Here is an 18,607-nt window from a genome sequence, read left to right as displayed (position 1 = left end):
ACGCAGGATACAACGCCTATGAAACCACGTCAGCGCCAGGCAGCCATTCTCGAGCACCTGCAATCGCAGGGCAAATGCTCGGTCGAAGAGCTGGCGCAACACTTCGACACCACCGGCACCACTATCCGCAAGGATCTGGTGATTCTGGAGAATGCCGGGACCGTCATCCGCACCTACGGCGGCGTAGTGTTGAATAAAGACGAGGCCGACCCGCCTATCGACCACAAGACGCTGATCAACACCCACAAGAAAGCGCAGATTGCCGAGGCCGCCGTACGCTACATCCACGATGGCGATTCAATTATCCTCGACGCCGGCAGTACCGTGCTGCAAATGGTGCCGTTGCTGAGCCGCTTCAATAACATCACGGTGATGACCAACAGCCTGCATATCGTCAACGCCCTTTCCGAGTTCGATAACGAGCAGACCATCCTGATGCCGGGCGGCACCTTCCGTAAAAAATCGGCTTCATTCCACGGCCAGCTGGCGGAAAACGCCTTCGAACAATTCAGCTTCGACAAGCTGTTTATGGGCACCGACGGCATCGATCTGGTGGCGGGCGTCACCACCTTTAACGAGGTCTATACCGTCAGTAAGGCGATGTGTAACGCCGCCCGCGAAGTGATCCTGATGGCCGACTCATCCAAGTTTGGCCGTAAAAGTCCCAACATTGTCTGCGGCCTTGAACGCGTGGATAAATTGATTACCGATGCCGATATTGACCCTGAATTCCAGCGGGCGCTGGAAGCCAAAGGTATTGAAGTCATTATTACTGGAGAACATCATGAGTAACTTTTTGTTAGAGGCCGGACGCCAGACCCTGATGCTTGAGCTGCAGGAGGCGAGCCGCCTGCCGGAACGCCTGGGCGACGACTTCATCCGCGCGGCGGAAACCATCATCCACTGCGAGGGCAAACTGATTGTCTCCGGTATCGGTAAATCCGGCCACATCGGTAAAAAGCTGGCGGCAACCTTCGCCAGCACCGGCACCCCGGCCTTTTTCGTCCATCCGGCGGAAGCCCTGCACGGCGATCTCGGTATGCTCGATAGCCGCGACGTGATGCTGTTTATCTCCTACTCCGGTAGCGCAAAAGAGCTGGATCTCATCGTGCCGCGGCTGGAAGAGAAATCCATTCCTCTGCTGGCGATGACCGGCAAATCCACCTCGCCGCTGGCGCTGGCGGCGAAAGCGGTGCTGGATATCGCCGTGGAGCGCGAAGCCTGTCCGATGCATCTGGCGCCGACCTCCAGCACCGTTAACACCCTGATGCTGGGCGACGCGCTGGCGATGGCGGTGATGCAGGCGCGCGGTTTCAATGAAGAAGATTTCGCCCGTTCCCACCCGGCGGGCGCCCTCGGCGCGCGTCTGCTGAATAAGGTGCATCACCTGATGCGCCGCGACGAAGAAGTGCCGCGGGTCAATACCGAGGCTAACGTCATGGACGCCATGCTTGAACTAAGCCGAACCGGACTCGGCCTGGTGGCGGTCTGCGATGAAGCCAACCGCGTGCAGGGCGTTTTCACCGACGGCGACCTGCGCCGCTGGCTGGTTGCTGGCGGTACGCTCAACGATAGCGTCACTCGGGCGATGACCCGCAACGGCGTGACGCTGCAGGCGGAAAGCCGCGCGGTGGAAGCCAAAGAGCGGCTGATGAAACACAAAATCAGCGCCGCGCCGGTGGTGGATGAAAACGGCCAACTGGTCGGCGCCATCAACCTGCAGAATTTTTACCAGGCAGGGATCCTTTAAGCCCCAGACGTTTCGCCAGCCGATGCAGGTTGGCGACGTCCAGTTCCAGCGCACGGGCGGTCGCCGCCCAGTTGCGCTGGTTCGCCTCCAGGGCGCGGCTAATCGCTTCTCGCTGAAAAGAGTCAGTCGCCTCGCGCAAATTGACGTTTTCCGTCGCCGGCGCCGCTGCCGCCGTCTCAGTCGGCAACATCGGCGCCGTCACCGCAAACTGGAAATGCTGCGGCTCCAGTACCACTTCATCACCGGCCTGGGTGGCCCGCGCCAGCACCACCGCCCGGTGAATAGCATGCTCCAGTTCGCGCACGTTGCCCGGCCAGGACCACTGCTGCAGCCTGTTTCGCGCCGCCTCAGCCAAAATGACCCGCGCCAGCCCCATCCGCAGGCGGCACTGCTCACAGAAATAGCCCGCCAGCAGCACCACATCGTTTTCCCGTTCGCGTAGCGCCGGAACCGACAGCGGGAAGACGCTCAGCCGATGGTACAGATCGGCGCGAAAGCGCCCTTCCACCACCTCCTGGCGCAGATCGCGGTTCGTCGCCGCCAGCACCCGCACATCGACCCGCAGGCTGCGGTCATCGCCGACGCGCTGAATATCGCCATACTGCAACACGCGCAGCAGCTTCGCCTGCAACGCCAGCGACAGTTCGCCTATTTCATCAAGGAACAGGGTGCCGTTATCAGCCATCTCAAATTTACCGCTACGGTTGCTGATAGCCCCGGTAAACGCCCCTTTCACATGGCCAAACAGCTCGCTCTCCGCCACGCTTTCCGGCAGCGCCGCGCAGTTGAGATAAACCAGCGGATTGGCGGCTCGCGGCGATCCCTGGTGCACCGCCTTCGCCACCAGCTCTTTACCGGTGCCGGTTTCGCCGCTTATCAGCACGTTTAAATCCGAGGCGGCGACGATATCGATCTCTTTTTTCAGCTGCAGCATGGGCGCTGACAGGCCGATAATTTCCTGGCGCTCAGGTTGCGCATAATTGACCGGCTGCGCCGGCAACACGTTTTGCGCCTCAAGGCGGGCGATGAGCAGCGCGTTGTTCAGCGCGCCGGCCACCAGCGCGGCAATCAGCCGCAGCTCTTCATCGCTGAAGCTATCGAAACGGTCGGCATCCATACCATCAAGGGTCAGCGCGCCAATCAGCGTCTGTCCGGCAAACAACGGCAGGCCAACGCAGGCGTGAACCTTCAGGCTCTCATGACCGGGGATCAGCCCGTCATAGGGGTCGGGCAAATCGCTATCCGCCGGGAAGCGCACCACATCCCCGGCGCGCGCAATCGCCTCAAGCCGCGGGTGTCCTTCCAGGGCAAAGCGCCGACCAAGCACATCCTGCGCCAGGCCATCGATCGCCAGCGGCACAAACTGATGCGCCTCATAGCGCAGCAGCGCCGAGGCATCGCAGCCGAGGATCTGCCGCAGGGTAGTAATCAGGCGCGAAAAGCGGTCGGTGTGACCAATATCGCTTTGTAAATCAATGGCGATTCTCGCCAGCTCGTCGACGGAAAAACTCATTGCCGCTCCATTGTCATTTTGACAACACGCATTGTCATATCGACTATTTTAGCTATTGTCATTTTGACAGCAACCAAAATCAGAAAAAATTAAAAATAGATAATTATCAATGAATTAAAAAGTTGGCATGTAACTTGATATAAGCCAGTCAACTGAGTTTAAACACACTGTATTGATTGAGGTTGCTATGTCTATTGCGGTTAAAAATAACATTCTTTGGGTTGGCCAACGTGACTGGGAAGTGCGTGATTTCCACGGCACCGAATATAAAACGCTGCGCGGCAGCAGCTACAACAGCTATCTCATCCGCGAAGAGAAGAACGTGCTGATTGATACCGTCGATCATAAATTCAGCCGCGAGTTCGTGCAGAACCTGCGCAGCGAAATCGATCTGGCCGACCTCGACTATATCGTCATTAACCACGCCGAAGAGGACCATGCCGGCGCGCTGACTGAGCTGATGATGCAGATCCCGGATACGCCGATCTACTGCACCGCCAACGCTATCGACTCGATCAACGGCCACCATCATCATCCTGAGTGGAACTTCCACGTGGTGAAAACCGGCGATACTCTCGATATCGGTAATGGTAAACAGCTGATCTTCGTGGAAACGCCGATGCTGCACTGGCCTGACAGCATGATGACCTACCTGACCGGCGACGCGGTGCTGTTCAGCAACGACGCCTTCGGCCAGCACTACTGCGACGAACACCTGTTCAACGATGAAGTGGACCAGATTGAACTGTACGAACAGTGCCAACGCTACTACGCCAACATCCTGACGCCCTTCAGCCGCCTGGTGACGCCGAAAATTACTGAAATCCTCGGCTTCAACCTGCCGGTGGAGATGATTGCCACCTCCCACGGCGTGGTCTGGCGCGATAACCCGACGCAAATCGTCGAGAAATACCTCGAGTGGGCGGCGGATTATCAGGAAGATCGCATCACGATTTTCTACGACACCATGTCCAACAACACCCGTATGATGGCGGATGCTATCGCTCAGGGGATCACTGAAGTCGACCCGCGGGTAGCGGTAAAAATCTTCAACGTCGCCCGCAGCGACAAAAACGACATTCTCACCAATGTTTTCCGCTCGAAAGGCGTACTGGTGGGCACCTCCACCATGAACAACGTGATGATGCCGAAAATCGCCGGGTTGGTGGAAGAGATGACCGGGCTGCGTTTTCGCAATAAACGCGCCAGCGCCTTTGGCTCGCACGGCTGGAGCGGCGGCGCGGTAGACCGCCTCTCCACCCGCCTGCAGGATGCCAGCTTTGAGATGTCGCTGAGCCTGAAAGCCAAATGGCGCCCGGATATCGACGCGCTGGAATTGTGCCGCCAACACGGACGCGACATCGCCCGCCAGTGGGCCCTCTCTCCGCTGCCGGTTGCTGAAGCAGCGACAACGCCGGAACAACAGGACTGTGCCTGTGCCGCCGCCGCGGCCGCCGATCTCGGTCCCATGATGCAGTGCAGCGTGTGCCAGTGGGTCTATGACCCGGCGAAAGGCGAACCTAACCAGGATGTCCAGCCGGGTACGCCGTGGAGTGAAGTGCCGGACAATTTCCTCTGCCCAGAGTGTTCTCTTGGCAAAGATGTCTTTGACGTACTGGCGACGGAGGCAAAATGAGTGATGGCATCGTCATCATCGGCTCGGGCTTCGCGGCCCGCCAGCTGGTGAAAAATATCCGTAAGCAGGATACGCAAATCCCGCTGACGTTAATCGCCGCCGATAGCATGGATGAATACAACAAACCGGACCTCAGCCATGTCATCAGCCGCGGGCAGAAGGCTGACGATCTGACCCTGCAAAGCGCCGGCGAGTTCGCCGAGCAGTATAATCTGCGTCTGTTTCCCCATACCTGGGTGAGCGATATCGACGCCGAAAAACGGTTAGTGAAGAGCCAGGATAACCAGTGGCGCTATGACAAACTGGTGCTGGCCACCGGGGCGACGCCGTTTATCCCCCCGGTACCGGGACGCGAGCTGATGCTGACGCTGAACAGCCAGCGCGAATACGGCGCGGCGCAGAGCCAGCTGCACGACGCGAAGCGCGTGCTGATCGTCGGCGGCGGCCTGATTGGTTGCGAACTGGCGATGGATTTCTGCCGCGCCGGTAAAGCGGTAACGGTGGTCGATAACTCAGCCAGCGTGCTGGCGGCGCTGATGCCGCCGGAGGCCAGTAGCCGCCTGCAGCATCGGCTTACCGAGATGGGCGTACAACTGATGCTCAAGGCGCAGCTTGAGGGGTTAGAGCAAACCGCCGACGGCATTCGCGTCAGTCTCGACCGCCAGCGCGCGATAACCGTCGATGCGGTGGTGGCCGCCGCCGGCCTGCGCCCGGAAACGTCGCTGGCGCGCCATGCCGGATTGCAGATTAACCGCGGCGTGGTGGTCAATAACCAACTGCAAACCAGCGACCCGGCGATTTATGCGCTCGGCGACTGTGCGGAAATCAACGGTACGGTACTGCCGTTCCTGCAGCCGATTTTACTCAGCGCCATGTGCCTGAGTAAAAACCTGCTGGCGCAGGCGGGGGAACTCAAGCTGCCGCCAATGCTGGTGAAAGTGAAAACCCCGGATCTGCCGCTGCATCTGGCCGGCGACACCCGCCGCGACGATCTGACGTGGAATATCGTGGCCGCCAAAGAGGGGCTGGTGGCGAAAGGCCTGGATGCAGAGAATCAACTGCGTGCCTTTGTGGTCAGCGAAGACAAGATGAAAGAAGCCTTTGCGCTGCTCAAGCAACTGGTGAGTTGATGGTTTTCCCGGCTTGCGGCGTAAACGCCTTAGCCGGGCTACGGTATTGTCCTGGTAGCCCGGCTAAGCACAGCGCAAGCCGGGAAAATCTCCAGGTTAACGCGCCAGATTGTCGTAGCCGCGCCAGCGGTAGTTAAGCACCGACAGCGCCCAACAGGCGACAAACAACCCGACCACCACAAATCCGGCATCGCCAAGGTTATCGTTTAACATCCCCACCCAGCGCCATATCCCGCCACTGAGCGCAAACTTATCCATTAGCAGGCCCAGCGCTTCCAGGCCGCCGATAAACAGCGCCACCACCACCGAGGTGCCGGTGATGGTCATATTGTAATAAAGCTTGCGCTGCGGTTTGCTGAACGCCCAGCCGTAGGCGCCGACCATCAGCACGTTATCGAGGGTATCCACCAGCGCCATACCACTGGCGAACAGCGCCGGGAAGACCATAATCGACCAGACGGAAATCCCGCTCGACGCGCCGGCGGCGGAGATACCCAGCACGCCGATTTCGGTAGCGGTGTCAAAACCGAGGCCGAACAGGAAGCCGACCAGGTACATCTGCCAGCTGCGGCTGACCAGACGGAAGGTTTTGCCAAACAGCCAGCTCATCACCCCGCCGCCGCTGACGATTTCGTCGCTCACTTTCTCACCGCGCTTCCACGCCCGAAAGCTGCGCCACACGCTGCGTAAAATCACCAGGTTGATAAAAGCCATCGCCAGTAAAAACAGGGCCGACACGGCGGTGCCGATGACGCTACCGGTGTCATGCAGCCAGCTCATCTGCGCGCTGAAGGCCGTGGCGGTCGCGGCAATCGCCGCCGAGGCCAATACCACAATCGATGAGTGGCCCAGCGAGAACCAGGCCCCGACGGCGAAAGGCCGCCGCCCCTGCTGCATCATCTTCCGGGTCACGTTATCAATCGCCGCGATATGGTCGGCATCCACCGCGTGGCGCAGGCCGTAGCCCCAGGCCAGAAGGCTGGCGGCCATCAGCGCGCCGCTGTCGCCAAAGGCCTGCAGCGCCCAGCACCAGGCCAGTAAGTTTGCCGCGATCAACCCCAACACCAGTCCCGCAGCGCGCGGCTGCTGGCGTAAAACTGTCATTATCATTGTTGTGTTCCTTGAGCCTGCCCGCGGGCGGCGGCGATCACCGCCTGACCATATGCGATTGCGCCGTCGCCGGCCGGCAACTGCTGCGCCAACAGCAGAGTAAAATCCGCCAGATAAAAGGTCAATCGCGCCGCCAGCAGGCGGTTATGCAGCACCCCGCCGGTGCAAACTATCGTGTCGATGCCGCGAGCGGTGGCGCAGTCGCAGGCCATCGCCGCCAGCCCACAGGCCAGGGCGTCATGGAAGGCCCAGGCTTTCTGCGCCGGGGTCGCCTGCCAGTTCAGCCACCGTCGCCAGAAGGTTGCTAAGTCCAGCGCGTCGTCGCGCCACGGCAGCGTAACCGGGTGGCTGACGCCGGGGCAGCTGGCGGCCAGCGCCTCCAGCCGACAGGCTGCTTCGCCTTCATAGCTCAGGCTCTCCGGCGCACAATCCAGCGCACAGGCGACGGCATCAAACAGCCGTCCGCAGGACGAGGCGCGCGGCGCGTTAATGCCGCGATCGATGGCCTGCGCCAGCAGCGGCCAGTTGCGCTGGCGGAGGGGGGCGGTCTGCGGATAATCCTGCCAGTCAGGGACAAAGGCCAGGCACTGAGCCAGCAGATTTCGCCACGGCTGGCGCGCCGCCAGGTCACCGCCCGGCAGCGCGACGGCCGGCAACCCGCCAAGATGTTCGCACTGGCGATAGTTAACCCGCAGGCACTCCCCGCCCCACAGCGCGCCGTTCTCCCCCATGCCGATGCCGTCGAGGGTCAGGGCGATAACGTCGCCGCCGTCAAGCGGCCAGCGGTGCTCGGCCAGGCACGCCGCAGCATGAGCATGGTGATGCAGCACCGTCTCCACCGGCAGCGACAGGGACGCCGCCCACTGCGTTGAGCGATAGCCGGGGTGGGCATCAACCACCACCCGCTGCGGCACAAACGCGTAAATGCTTTGCATCAGTTGCAGGGCGCGGCGCCACTGCTGTTCAACGCCTTCCTCGCCAAGATCGCCAAAGTGCTGGCTCAGCACCGCTTCGCTGCCGCGCGCCAGGCAGAAGGTATTTTTCATATCCGCGCCGAGAGCCAGCAGCGGCGGGATGTCTTGTAGCCCCGGCGGCAGCGGCAGCGCATCCGGGACGTAGCCCCGGGCGCGGCGCAGCATTTCACCGCTTGACCGCACCAGCGAATCATCCATTCGCTGCAGGATGTCGCGATTATGCAAGAGAAAGCCGTCGGCAATGTCGGCTAAGTCGTTGAGCGCCTGAGCATTACTTAACGCCGGCGGACGGCCGCTAAGGTTGCCGGAGGTCATGACGATGGGGCGCGCCAGGGCCTGCAGAAGCAAATGCTGCAGCGGATTAGACGGCAGCATCACCCCTACTTCCGCAAGTCCTGGCGCAATCTCGTCACACAGGCCGGAGACCTGCGCTTTAGCAATCAGTACGATGGGCGCCGCCGGGGAGCCCATCAGCGCCGCGGCGTCGGCGGGTAAGCCCGCCGCTGACGGCAACATCACCGCCAGCGGTTTCGCCGGACGGTGTTTCCTCGCCCGCAGCGTGGCAACGGCAGCGGGATTACCGGCATCGCAGGCCAGATGAAAGCCGCCGATGCCTTTTATCGCCACGATGTCGCCTGCCGCCAGCCGCGTGATGGCCGCCTGCAGCGCCGCCTCGCTGTTCAGCGTTTCCCCCTCTGCCCGCCATTCCAGCCGCGGTCCGCAGTCGGGGCAGGCCACCGGCTGGGCGTGAAAACGGCGATCCGCAGGATCGCGGAACTCCGCCTCACAAGGGGAACAGAGCGGGAACGGCGCCATTGCGGTGAAAGGCCGGTCGTAGGGCATGGCGCGGATAATGGTTAACCGCGGCCCGCAGTGGGTGCAGTTGATAAAGGGGTAGCGGTAGCGGCGCGCCCGGGGATCGTTCATCTCCGCGAGGCACGCCGGACAGGTCGCGGCATCGGGCACGATCTGAGTGCGCATGCATCCCGCCCCGCTCTCGCGGATGGTGAAATCCTTCGGCGTGGCCGTCCAGCAATAAGGGGTGCAGTCGGTGCTGTCGATACGCGCCAGCGGCGGGCAGTGGTCAGCCAGAGCGGCAGTAAAACCATCGTCGCCCCCGGCCAGCCGCACGAGGACGCCGTCACCGTCATTACAGACATCGCCGCAGCGGGCCTGCGTCCGGGCCAGCTGCCAGACAAAGGGGCGGAACCCCACCCCCTGCACTTTACCGCGAATGCGGATTTGCACCCCGTTCATGCCACGACTTACCAGGCCAGCGCCGTACGGCGACGTTTCTCGATATTCATCTGCTCGAGTTTATTGCGGTCAACGCACACCAGGGCGTGCGTCGGGCAGACTTCCATGCAGGCCGGGCCGCTCTCGCGGTGGAAGCAGAGGTCGCACTTGTTGGCTTCGGCTTTTTCCGCCACGACGTTCAGTCCGGCACCGCTATGGCGGATCACCGGGCGCACCACCACCTCCATCGCCCCGTACGGGCAGGCAACAACGCAGGTTTTGCAGCCGATGCAGCGCTCCTGCATCACATGGACAAAGCCTTTATCGCGGCTAATGGCGCCGTTCGGGCAGACGTTGGCGCAGGGGGCGTCTTCACACTGACGGCAGGCGGTCGCCGTGGAGACATTGACCCCTTTGATCACGTGAATACGCGGTTGAAAGGTGTGAGGCGTCAGGGCGGCGCAATCCTGATGTTCCTGATGGGACACCACGCAGGCCACTTCGCAAGTGCGACAGCCGATACATTTGCTCGCATCGGCGATAATGAAACGGTTCATCCATTTCTCCAGCAGTAAGAAGGTTAGGCGCCGGAGTATGCATAATACGTTCCAGTTTTTATATCATTGATAGTTAAGAGAATTAAATCGAATATTTGCTGTCATCGTCAGTAGTGACGATGACAGCTGACGACGTCAGGCACAGGGACCCGACACCAGTGAATCACGCTCAATTAACGCCCCGGGGAAGCTCTGCTGAAAGTTGAATTCCCCACCATCCAGCATAAATATCAGCCGATTGATGCTCTCTTTAATCATCTCCGTCACCGGTACCCGAACGCTGGCGAGCGACGGCACCATATACGGCGCCAGCACAATATCGTCAAACCCCACCACCGAGACCTGATCCGGAACCTTAACGCCCAGCTGGTGAAGCTGCTTCATCGCTCCGATCGCCATATCGTCATTGCTCGCCACCAGCGCGCTGTAGGTCACCCCGCGCTGACGCAGGATCTCCACCGCCGCCGCGCCGGTTTCCGGCGTCCAGCGCCCCTCCGCGATGAGCGCCTCGTTCAGGGCGACGCCATGGCCAGCCAGCGCGTCTTTGTAGCCGGCAAGGCGTTCGACGCCGGTGGGTGAGTCAAGGGAGCCGGTAATAAAGGCGATATCGCGATGGCCAAGCGCAATCAGCCGCTCCACCACCCGCATCGCCGAGGCTTTTTGATCGGACCAGACACAGTGGCTGGCGTGGCGACGCAGGCGGCGGTTAAGCACCATGATCGGCTGCGAGTGGTTCTCAACGATCTCGTCCATCTCGTCAACGGTGAGAAAGCGCGGGTAGATGATGATCGCATCGCAGCGCAGATCCAGCAGGTACTGGATCGCCTCCCGCTCCTCTTGCGCGCTGTGCTTGCCGTCGGCCAGGATCAGCTGTCGTCCCTTGTCTTCCGTCATCCGCGCCACGTGATACAGCAGCTCGCTGAAATAGACGCCGTGGTACAGGGTGTTGGTCACCACCAGGCCCAGGGTTTGCGTCGTTTTAGTCGCTAGGTTGCGCGCCAGCAGATTAGGCCGGTAGCCGCTCTCCGCCACCGCCTTAAACACCCGGTCTTTGGTCTCCTGACTGACATAGCCGTTGCCCGACAGTACCCGCGAAACGGTTGCCTTCGATACCCCCGCGCGCTTTGCGACCTCCAGCATCGTTGCCATGTGATTCTTCCTGTTGCAAAAGTTGCAGGCAGTGTACTGCACGTTTCCCGCTTTTACAGCATTCCCCTGTTCACCACCGCGATCCGGCTTACGGCGACGCTTCGCGATCAAAATCACAAAATTGAGATCATCTTTTTTTATTCCTTGTGCAATCAAATGAAAGTCACCATGATTTTGTGGAACCGGTTTCCTATATAAACATGGTATCGCCCGGCGATGCGGCGCGGTAGCAGATCAGTACCCTATTGATAAACAGGATAAAATCCGATGTCGAAAAATTATGCAGCCCTGGCGCAACAGATAGTCGAGGCAATCGGCGGAGTCGATAACGTCGCCGCCGTGACCCACTGCATGACCCGTCTGCGCTTCGTGGTCAAAGACGACAAAAAGGTCGATAGCCCCACCCTGAAAGGCCTGACCGGGGTACTCGGCGTTGTGCGCAGCGATAACCAGTGCCAGGTGATCATCGGCAATACCGTTTCCCAGGCCTACCGCGAGGTGGTGAATCTGCTGCCTGGCGACCTGCGCCCGGCTGAGCCGCAGGGCAAAGCGCCGCTAACCCTGAAACGCATCGGCGCCGGGATCCTTGACGCGCTGATCGGCACCATGTCGCCGCTGATCCCGGCGATTATCGGCGGATCGATGGTCAAGCTGCTGGCAATGATCCTCGAGATGAGCGGCGCGTTGCCGAAAGGCTCACCGACGCTGACCCTCCTGACGCTTATCGGCGATGGCGCGTTTTTCTTCCTGCCGCTGATGGTGGCCGCCTCCGCGGCGGTGAAATTCAAAACCAATATGTCGCTGGCTATCGCCATCGCCGGGGTGCTGGTGCATCCCGGGTTTATCGAATTGATGGCCAAAGCCGCCCAGGGCGAACACGTTGAATTTGCCTTTATTCCGGTTACCGCGGTGAAATACACCTACACGGTGATCCCGGCGCTGGTGATGACCTGGTGCCTGTCGTATATCGAGCGCTGGGTGGATCGCATTACCCCGGCGGTGACGAAAAACTTCCTTAAGCCGATGCTGATCGTGCTGATCGCCGCCCCGCTGGCGATCCTGCTGATTGGCCCGCTGGGCATCTGGATCGGTAGCGCCATTTCCGCGCTGGTGTATACGATCCACAGCTATCTCGGCTGGCTGTCGGTGGCGATCATGGGCGGGCTGTGGCCACTGCTGGTGATGACCGGGATGCACCGCGTCTTTACGCCAACCATCATTCAGACCATCGCCGAAACCGGCAAAGAGGGCATGGTGATGCCATCGGAGATCGGCGCCAACCTGTCGCTGGGCGGATCGTCGCTGGCGGTGGCGTGGAAAACCAAAAACCCGGAGCTGCGCCAGACGGCGCTGGCCGCCGCGGCATCGGCGATTCTGGCCGGGATTTCCGAACCGGCGCTGTACGGCGTGGCGGTGCGCCTGAAGCGCCCGCTGATCGCCAGCTTAATCAGCGGCTTTATCTGCGGCGCGGTGGCGGGAATCGCCGGTCTGGCCAGCCATTCGATGGCGGCGCCAGGGCTGTTTACCAGCGTGCAGTTTTTCGATCCAGCCAATCCGATGACTATCGTCTGGGTATTTGGCGTGATGGCGCTGTCGGTGGTGCTGTCGTTTGCCCTGACGCTGATCCTCGGCTTTGAAGATATTCCCGTTGAACAGGCCGCTGCCGACGCCAGAGCGCGCCAGGCCCGGGCCCAGGCATCCCACACCTGAACACACAATTGATAATGAGGTAATGCATGGCGAGTTTCCCACAGGGATTTTTATGGGGCGGCGCACTGGCCGCCAACCAGTCTGAAGGCGCTTATCTTGAAGGCGGTAAGGGGCTGACCACCGTGGATACCCTCCCCCACGGCGCCCACCGCCTGCCGGTAAAATTAGGCCTGGAGAAGCGCTTTACGCTGCGTGAAGACGAATTTTACCCCAGCCATGAGGCGATCGATTTTTACCATCGCTATAAAGAAGATATTGCCCTGATGGCCGAGATGGGGTTCAGCGTCTTTCGCACCTCCATCGCCTGGAGCCGACTGTTCCCGCGCGGCGACGAGCAACAGCCGAATCCGCAGGGCATCGCCTTCTACCGCTCACTGTTTGAGGAGTGCAAAAAGCACGGTATTGAGCCGCTGGTCACGCTGTGTCATTTCGACGTGCCGATGCATCTGGTGATGGAGTACGGCTCCTGGCGCAACCGCAAAATGGTGGATTTTTTCAGCCACTACGCCCGCACCTGCTTTGAAGCTTTTGACGGTATGGTGAAATACTGGCTCACCTTCAATGAAATCAACATCATGCTGCACAGCCCCTACTCCGGCGCCGGGCTGGTGTTTGAAGAGGGTGAAAATCAGGAGCAGGTGAAGTACCAGGCCGCGCATCACGAGCTGGTGGCCAGCGCGCTGGCGACAAAAATCGCCCATGAGATTAACCCGCAAAATCAGGTCGGCTGCATGCTGGCGGGCGGCAATTTCTATCCTTACTCCTGCAAGCCGGAAGATGTGTGGATGGCGCTGGAGAAGGACCGCGAAAATCTGTTCTTTATCGACGTCCAGGCGCGCGGCGCCTATCCGGTGTGGGCCGCGCGGGTGTTCCGGGAAAAAGGGGTCACGATTGCGAAACAGCCGGGCGATGACGAGATCCTCAAAAACACCGTCGATTTCGTCTCCTTTAGCTACTATGCGTCGCGCTGCGCCTCGGCGGAGATGAACGCCAGCAACACCAATGCCGCCAATATCGTCAAGTCGCTGAAGAACCCGCACATCCCGGCCAGCGAATGGGGCTGGGGCATCGACCCGCTGGGCCTGCGTATCACCATGAACATGATGTACGACCGCTATCAGAAACCGCTGTTCCTGGTGGAAAACGGGCTTGGCGCCCGCGATGAGATCGATGCCAATGGCGACATCAATGACGACTATCGCATCAGCTACCTGCGCGAGCACATCAGGGCAATGCGCGACGCTATCGGCGACGGTATTCCGGTGCTGGGCTACACCAGCTGGGGCTGCATCGATCTGGTCTCAGCGTCAACCGGCGAGATGAGCAAGCGCTACGGCTTTGTCTATGTCGATCGCGACGATGCCGGCAATGGCACCCTGGCGCGTAAGCGTAAAAAGTCATTCTTCTGGTACCAGAAGGTGATAGCCAGCAACGGCGCCGATCTCGACTAAGCGTCCTCGCCCACGCGCGCCCATTCCCCGCGATAAACGGGGGACGGGCGTCTGCTTTCTGTTGCATCTATTACATGCTTTTTTCTCGAGCCTGATTCCAGTTTCTGGTTTGCCTCCTGTTCACAATAACTGGTATTTTATCCAGTACTTTTACAGGGGTATCTTCAGCAAGGAGCACATCATGAGCGCACAGCACACTACCGCAGCCAGAGGGATAGCCAGGGCCATTCGCCAGTTAACCGTGGGATATGTCAGAAAACGCCATGAAGACCGCAAAACGCGGGAGACGCGGCGCTACACCCGCCACGCAGCCCTGAACCTGAACGGCGACTGGCTGGAGCAGGCGGGGTTTCCGGTCGGCACGCAGGTCAGAGTCTCGGTGTCGCCCGGGAAATTAGTGATAGAGAATCTTGAGCTGGCGCCGCCGGGAACGGGGCTCCCGGCAGGTCAGTCGTGCGCCGGCGGAGAGCCCGGTTCGCCGCTGGGTTAATCGTCTTCAGCCTCCAGCCGGGCAAAGCCGCCCTGGCCCTGCCAGTCTGCCAGCTGCTGGTACACCCGGGCAACGGCCTCTTTTACCGGCTGGGTCATCGGATAATAAAAACCGACGATATCCGGCTGAATGCCGAGGAAAATCACCTCGCCGACGTCCTCTTTCAACTGATCGACCAGATAGTTGAGCGGCATGTTATGGGTGGTCATCATAAACATCTCGGCGATGTCGTCGGGGTCGATGACGCGAATGTCGCCGGGGTTGAGGCCCATATCGGTGGCATCGACAATCAGCAGGCGTTCGGGGCGTAATTCGCGGATCGCCACGATGTCGTTTTCCGGCGCGCTGCCGCCGTCGATGACCACCCACTGGCCGGCCGGGTTCGCCGCGCACATCTCCGCCAGCAGCGGGCCGGCGCCGTCGTCGCCCATCATGCTGTTGCCAACACAGAGTAAAACGTCAGTCACGTAATCTCCTCACCATCAGGTAGATGGCGCTCTCCTGGTGAATATCATGCAGCATGCTGAGCAGGGTTTTGCTCCACGCCTGCTGCTGCGGGGTCTGCGCGGACTGCGCTTTATCAAAGGCGTTGGCCAGCATCGCCACATGGCTGCTGTCGATGACGATTTCGCCATACTTCGGCACGCCCTCCATTTTGCGCCGCGCGGCGCTCCCGGCCTCAAGGGTGGCGATCCATGCCAGATACGCCTCCCACGGGCAGCTCAGCGCCGCCTCAAGACAGTCGATGACGCCGAGGTGGTGGCCAATCGCCAGGCTGTAATAGACCACCTGCTGCGCCTGATCCGGCGTGGCGTCGTTCTCATCAATAAATTTACGGCTCAGCTGACTGAACACCACCGTCTCGCTCATCGGATACGCGCCCCCTCGACCACCTGGTTGAGATGGGTGACGATCTCGGTCAGACGCGGATCTTTCTCCGCCTCCAGCCAGCGCAGCACCTGGCTGTCGCCCTGGCCGAGCAGACGCATATAGTCGTCAGCAATCTGCCGGCCATAGCGATAGCCCGCCAGACGCCGCGCTTCGCGATCGATGCGCACCCGCAGGGGCTGCACCATATCGGCATGCAGCAGCTCGGTCGGCTGTTCGTCGAGTTCGCCTGGCAGACGAGCATGGATTTTCTGCTCCAGCAGGCCGAGCGCCATAGCAAAGCCGTACAGGGTGGCGGCGGGCGTCGGCGGGCAGCCCGGAATATAGACATCGACCGGTACGATTTTATCGGTACCGCCCCAGACACAGTACAGGTCGTGGAAGATGCCGCCGCTGTTGCCGCAGGCGCCGTAGGAGATACAGATCTTCGGATCCGGCGCCGACTGCCAGGCGCGCAGCGCCGGGGAGCGCATGGCGCGGGTCACCGCCCCGGTAAACAGCAGGATATCGGCATGGCGCGGCGAAGGCACCACTTTAATCCCGAAGCGTTCAGCGTCGAACAGCGGCGAAAGGGTGGCGAAGATTTCAATTTCGCAACCGTTGCAGCCGCCGCAGTCGACGCGGTAGACGTAGGCCGAACGTTTAATCTTCTTCAGCAGCGAGGCCTTCATGCTGGCGATGGATTCATCCACCGTCATCGGCACGGGAATGCCGTTTTCATCGCGCGGGCCAAGTAAAGTACTCATCAGCTGGCCTCCCTCATATGGCGGGTTAGTTCAATACGATCGGACGGCACCAGGCATTTCTGGCGCTTGCATTCCGGGCAGGTTTCGAAGCTTTCGCGGTGCAGCTCGGCGCGGGTATCGCCGTTATGCTTGAGCAGCGCGATGGCGTAGTCGATCTCCTTCTGCACCGCGAACGGACGCTGGCACTCCCGGCAGTGGCAGATAGCGAAGCGCGACTGCTGGAGGAAATCCTCTTTCTTCCACACCGCCAGCTCATACTCCGGCGACAGCTTAATCGCCGCCGTCGGGCACACCTCTTCACAGCGGCCGCAGAAGATGCAGCGCCCGAGGTTAAACTGCCACGCCAGCTGTTTAGTGGTCAGATCGGTCTCGACCGTCAGGGCGTTCGACGGGCAGGCGTTCACGCAGGCCGCGCAGCCGATACACTGCTGCGGCGTATGCTCCGGCTTGCCGCGAAAGTTTTTGTCTACCGGCATCGGCTCCAGCGGGTAGGCGTGCGTCGCGGTGCCGGTCTTAATAACTTTTTTAATAAAGGTAAACATGGCGATTCCTTATTTCAGCGGCGAGTTTTTACGCTCGATGCTGTAGCGCTCCAGCTCTTTGTACGGCACCACTTTGCTCTTCTTCTTGCGTACGTCGACAACGGTCATGCGGTCGGTACAGGAGTAGCACGGGTCGAGGCTGCCGATGATCAGCGGCGCATCGGAAACGGTGTTGCCGCGCAGCATATAGCGCAGGGTCGGCCAGTTGGCATAGGTCGCCGCCCGGCAGCGCCAGCGGTACAGTTTCTGGTTGTCGCCGGTCATGCTCCAGTGGATATCGTCGCCGCGCGGCGCCTCGGAGAAGCCCAGTGCGAAGCGGTGCGGAATATAGGTGAACCCTTCCACCATCAGCGGGCCGCCCGGCAGGTTATCGAGACCGAAATCAATCATATTCAGCGCGGTATAAACCTCGTTGATCCGCACCTTGAGGCGAGATATTACGTCGCAACCCTGCTCGCTGTGGACTTCCATCGGCAGCAGGCCGTAGCCGACAAACGGGTGGTCGGCGCGGGTGTCGCGGGCGTGGCCGCTGGCGCGCACCATCGGGCCGACGTTACTAAAGTCGCGGGCGATTTCCGGATCCAGACGGCCAATACCGACGGTACGCTGTTCCATATTCGGCGTGCTGAGCAGCATATCCACCAGTTCCTGCACGTCGCGGCGCATCTGCTGCGCCAGCTGACGGGTCTGGATCATGTCCTCTTTCAGCAGGTCGCGGCGGATCCCGCCGATCAGGTTCAGGCCGTAGGTTTTACGCGCGCCGGTGAGAATTTCCGCCATCTTCATTGAGGTTTCGCGCACGCGGAAGAACTGCATAAAGCCGGAGTCAAAGCCGGTAAAGTGGCAGGCCAGACCGAGGTTCAGCAGGTGCGAGTGCAGGCGTTCCACCTCCAGCAGAATGGCGCGGATCATCTGCGCCCGCTCCGGCACCACGATGCCCATCGCGTTCTCCACCGAGGTGGTGTAAGCGGTACTGTGGGCGAAGCCGCAGATGCCGCACACCCGGTCCGACAGGAAGGTCACTTCGTTATAGCCCATGCGGGTTTCCGCCAGCTTTTCCATCCCGCGATGGACGTAGAACAGGCGGTAGTCGGCATCGATAATGTTCTCGCCGTCAACGAACAGGCGGAAGTGGCCAGGTTCATCAGAGGTGACGTGCAGCGGGCCGATCGGCACCACGTTGTTTTTCTTGCTGCCGAGCTCGTTAATGAACTCGTAGGTTTCCGCGTCGGTGGTCGGCGCCGGACGCTGGCGATAGTCCATGCTGTCTTTGCGCAGCGGATAGAGTTCGTCCGGCCAGTCGTCCGGTAGCACCAGACGACGTTCGTCCGGCAGACCGACCGGCACCAGGCCGTACATATCGCGCACTTCGCGCTCGCCCCACACCGCCGCCGGGACGCGCGGCGTCACCGACGGGTATTCCGGTTTGTTGGCGTCCACTTCCACGCGCACGGTGATCCAGCATTTGGTGCCCTGCTCCATCGACAGCACGTAATAGACCGCGTAGTGGCCGTTGAGCTTACGTTCATCGTTGCCGAACAGCACCGACAGCCAGCCACCCTGCTGGTAGTAGAGAAACTCCACCACTTCCGGCAGGTAGTTGACCTTCACGGTGATAGTTAACTGGTCTTTGGTCTGCCAGGCTTCGTCCAGCACCACGCCCGGAAAGGCCTGGTGCAGCGCCGCAAGATAGTGTTGACCGATTTTTTCTTCAGACATGCTCAA

Annotated in this window: 17 protein-coding genes; 7 read left to right on the top strand and 10 right to left on the bottom strand. The window is 60.6% G+C overall.

The features are described from left to right. The first annotated feature begins 18 nt into the window (after positions 1-18). On the top strand, positions 19-792 hold the full coding sequence (gene srlR / locus R0140_RS05300) for a glucitol operon DNA-binding transcriptional repressor SrlR (protein WP_008806163.1): 774 nt from the start codon (positions 19-21) through the stop codon (positions 790-792). Continuing rightward, positions 785-1,750, top strand: coding sequence for an arabinose-5-phosphate isomerase GutQ (gene gutQ / locus R0140_RS05295; RefSeq protein ID WP_023298119.1), 966 nt, complete (start codon positions 785-787; stop codon positions 1,748-1,750). The genes srlR and gutQ overlap by 8 nt, the downstream gene beginning before the upstream one ends. Here the strand turns inward: gutQ and norR are convergent. Next, complete coding sequence (norR, locus tag R0140_RS05290; RefSeq protein ID WP_099217055.1) at positions 1,713-3,263, bottom strand: nitric oxide reductase transcriptional regulator NorR; 1,551 nt, start codon at positions 3,261-3,263, stop codon at positions 1,713-1,715. The two genes, gutQ and norR, sit on opposite strands and share 38 nt — an antisense overlap. Before the next feature lie 187 nt (positions 3,264-3,450). On the opposite strand from norR, the gene norV reads away from it, so the two are divergent. Then, a complete protein-coding gene (gene norV, locus R0140_RS05285; protein ID WP_099217054.1) occupies positions 3,451-4,899 on the top strand; it encodes an anaerobic nitric oxide reductase flavorubredoxin in 1,449 nt (482 codons plus the stop codon). Next, positions 4,896-6,029: an NADH:flavorubredoxin reductase NorW gene (norW, locus tag R0140_RS05280; RefSeq protein WP_086512062.1), complete on the top strand. Its 1,134-nt coding sequence runs from the start codon at positions 4,896-4,898 to the stop codon at positions 6,027-6,029. The genes norV and norW overlap by 4 nt, the downstream gene beginning before the upstream one ends. 96 nt (positions 6,030-6,125) lie before the next feature. On the opposite strand, the gene R0140_RS05275 is transcribed toward norW, so the two are convergent. From R0140_RS05275 to R0140_RS05260, 4 genes are all read right to left on the bottom strand, one after another. After that, positions 6,126-7,139 (bottom strand): HoxN/HupN/NixA family nickel/cobalt transporter, encoded by a 1,014-nt coding sequence (locus R0140_RS05275; protein ID WP_008806172.1) that lies wholly within the window; start codon positions 7,137-7,139, stop codon positions 6,126-6,128. After that, positions 7,136-9,370 carry a carbamoyltransferase HypF gene (hypF, locus tag R0140_RS05270; RefSeq protein WP_049153533.1) on the bottom strand — a complete coding sequence of 745 codons (2,235 nt, stop codon included), beginning with the start codon at positions 9,368-9,370 and terminating at the stop codon, positions 7,136-7,138. Before hypF ends, R0140_RS05275 begins: the two co-directional genes overlap by 4 nt. Before the next feature lie 8 nt (positions 9,371-9,378). After that, positions 9,379-9,906 carry an electron transport protein HydN gene (hydN, locus tag R0140_RS05265; protein ID WP_008806174.1) on the bottom strand — a complete coding sequence of 176 codons (528 nt, stop codon included), beginning with the start codon at positions 9,904-9,906 and terminating at the stop codon, positions 9,379-9,381. Between the two features lie 135 nt (positions 9,907-10,041). Continuing rightward, entirely contained in the window at positions 10,042-11,055 is a 1,014-nt protein-coding gene (locus R0140_RS05260; protein WP_032740884.1) for a LacI family DNA-binding transcriptional regulator, read from the bottom strand. Positions 11,056-11,322: 267 nt separating this feature from the next. On the opposite strand from R0140_RS05260, the gene ascF reads away from it, so the two are divergent. From ascF to R0140_RS05245, 3 genes are all read left to right on the top strand, one after another. Beyond that, positions 11,323-12,765, top strand: coding sequence for a PTS cellobiose/arbutin/salicin transporter subunit IIBC (gene ascF, locus R0140_RS05255; protein WP_032740885.1), 1,443 nt, complete (start codon positions 11,323-11,325; stop codon positions 12,763-12,765). Positions 12,766-12,791: 26 nt separating this feature from the next. Beyond that, the gene (locus R0140_RS05250) at positions 12,792-14,216 is read left to right on the top strand and encodes a 6-phospho-beta-glucosidase (protein WP_032740886.1); all 1,425 of its coding nucleotides are present in this window, start codon (positions 12,792-12,794) and stop codon (positions 14,214-14,216) included. A gap of 181 nt (positions 14,217-14,397) precedes the next feature. Continuing rightward, positions 14,398-14,706 (top strand): SymE family type I addiction module toxin, encoded by a 309-nt coding sequence (locus R0140_RS05245; protein WP_012967361.1) that lies wholly within the window; start codon positions 14,398-14,400, stop codon positions 14,704-14,706. Here the strand turns inward: R0140_RS05245 and hycI are convergent. From hycI to hycE, 5 genes are read right to left on the bottom strand one after another with little or no spacing between them, the layout of a single operon-like run. Next, on the bottom strand, positions 14,703-15,173 hold the full coding sequence (gene hycI, locus R0140_RS05240) for a hydrogenase maturation peptidase HycI (protein WP_008806179.1): 471 nt from the start codon (positions 15,171-15,173) through the stop codon (positions 14,703-14,705). The two genes, R0140_RS05245 and hycI, sit on opposite strands and share 4 nt — an antisense overlap. Further along, positions 15,166-15,576 carry a formate hydrogenlyase maturation HycH family protein gene (locus R0140_RS05235; protein WP_032731137.1) on the bottom strand — a complete coding sequence of 137 codons (411 nt, stop codon included), beginning with the start codon at positions 15,574-15,576 and terminating at the stop codon, positions 15,166-15,168. The genes hycI and R0140_RS05235 overlap by 8 nt, the downstream gene beginning before the upstream one ends. Continuing rightward, positions 15,573-16,340 carry an NADH-quinone oxidoreductase subunit B family protein gene (locus R0140_RS05230; RefSeq protein WP_002914891.1) on the bottom strand — a complete coding sequence of 256 codons (768 nt, stop codon included), beginning with the start codon at positions 16,338-16,340 and terminating at the stop codon, positions 15,573-15,575. Before R0140_RS05230 ends, R0140_RS05235 begins: the two co-directional genes overlap by 4 nt. Next, positions 16,340-16,882 carry a formate hydrogenlyase complex iron-sulfur subunit gene (locus R0140_RS05225; RefSeq protein ID WP_032731138.1) on the bottom strand — a complete coding sequence of 181 codons (543 nt, stop codon included), beginning with the start codon at positions 16,880-16,882 and terminating at the stop codon, positions 16,340-16,342. Before R0140_RS05225 ends, R0140_RS05230 begins: the two co-directional genes overlap by 1 nt. A gap of 9 nt (positions 16,883-16,891) precedes the next feature. Continuing rightward, positions 16,892-18,601 (bottom strand): formate hydrogenlyase subunit HycE, encoded by a 1,710-nt coding sequence (hycE, locus tag R0140_RS05220; protein ID WP_004151044.1) that lies wholly within the window; start codon positions 18,599-18,601, stop codon positions 16,892-16,894. Positions 18,602-18,607 lie beyond the last annotated feature (6 nt).

Origin of the sequence: Klebsiella sp. w6 (assembly GCF_033100215.1) — a bacterium.
Taxonomy (GTDB): domain Bacteria; phylum Pseudomonadota; class Gammaproteobacteria; order Enterobacterales; family Enterobacteriaceae; genus Klebsiella; species Klebsiella variicola.
This window is presented reverse-complemented; position numbering and strand designations above follow the sequence as displayed.

Coding starts and splice junctions, on each gene's coding strand:
- srlR (WP_008806163.1), top strand. CDS start 19: ATGAAACCACGTCAGCGCCAGGCAGCCATTCTCGAGCACCTGCAATCG.
- gutQ (WP_023298119.1), top strand. CDS start 785: ATGAGTAACTTTTTGTTAGAGGCCGGACGCCAGACCCTGATGCTTGAG.
- norR (WP_099217055.1), bottom strand. CDS start 3,263: ATGAGTTTTTCCGTCGACGAGCTGGCGAGAATCGCCATTGATTTACAA.
- norV (WP_099217054.1), top strand. CDS start 3,451: ATGTCTATTGCGGTTAAAAATAACATTCTTTGGGTTGGCCAACGTGAC.
- norW (WP_086512062.1), top strand. CDS start 4,896: ATGAGTGATGGCATCGTCATCATCGGCTCGGGCTTCGCGGCCCGCCAG.
- R0140_RS05275 (WP_008806172.1), bottom strand. CDS start 7,139: ATGATAATGACAGTTTTACGCCAGCAGCCGCGCGCTGCGGGACTGGTG.
- hypF (WP_049153533.1), bottom strand. CDS start 9,370: ATGAACGGGGTGCAAATCCGCATTCGCGGTAAAGTGCAGGGGGTGGGG.
- hydN (WP_008806174.1), bottom strand. CDS start 9,906: ATGAACCGTTTCATTATCGCCGATGCGAGCAAATGTATCGGCTGTCGC.
- R0140_RS05260 (WP_032740884.1), bottom strand. CDS start 11,055: ATGGCAACGATGCTGGAGGTCGCAAAGCGCGCGGGGGTATCGAAGGCA.
- ascF (WP_032740885.1), top strand. CDS start 11,323: ATGTCGAAAAATTATGCAGCCCTGGCGCAACAGATAGTCGAGGCAATC.
- R0140_RS05250 (WP_032740886.1), top strand. CDS start 12,792: ATGGCGAGTTTCCCACAGGGATTTTTATGGGGCGGCGCACTGGCCGCC.
- R0140_RS05245 (WP_012967361.1), top strand. CDS start 14,398: ATGAGCGCACAGCACACTACCGCAGCCAGAGGGATAGCCAGGGCCATT.
- R0140_RS05235 (WP_032731137.1), bottom strand. CDS start 15,576: ATGAGCGAGACGGTGGTGTTCAGTCAGCTGAGCCGTAAATTTATTGAT.
- R0140_RS05230 (WP_002914891.1), bottom strand. CDS start 16,340: ATGAGTACTTTACTTGGCCCGCGCGATGAAAACGGCATTCCCGTGCCG.
- R0140_RS05225 (WP_032731138.1), bottom strand. CDS start 16,882: ATGTTTACCTTTATTAAAAAAGTTATTAAGACCGGCACCGCGACGCAC.
- hycE (WP_004151044.1), bottom strand. CDS start 18,601: ATGTCTGAAGAAAAAATCGGTCAACACTATCTTGCGGCGCTGCACCAG.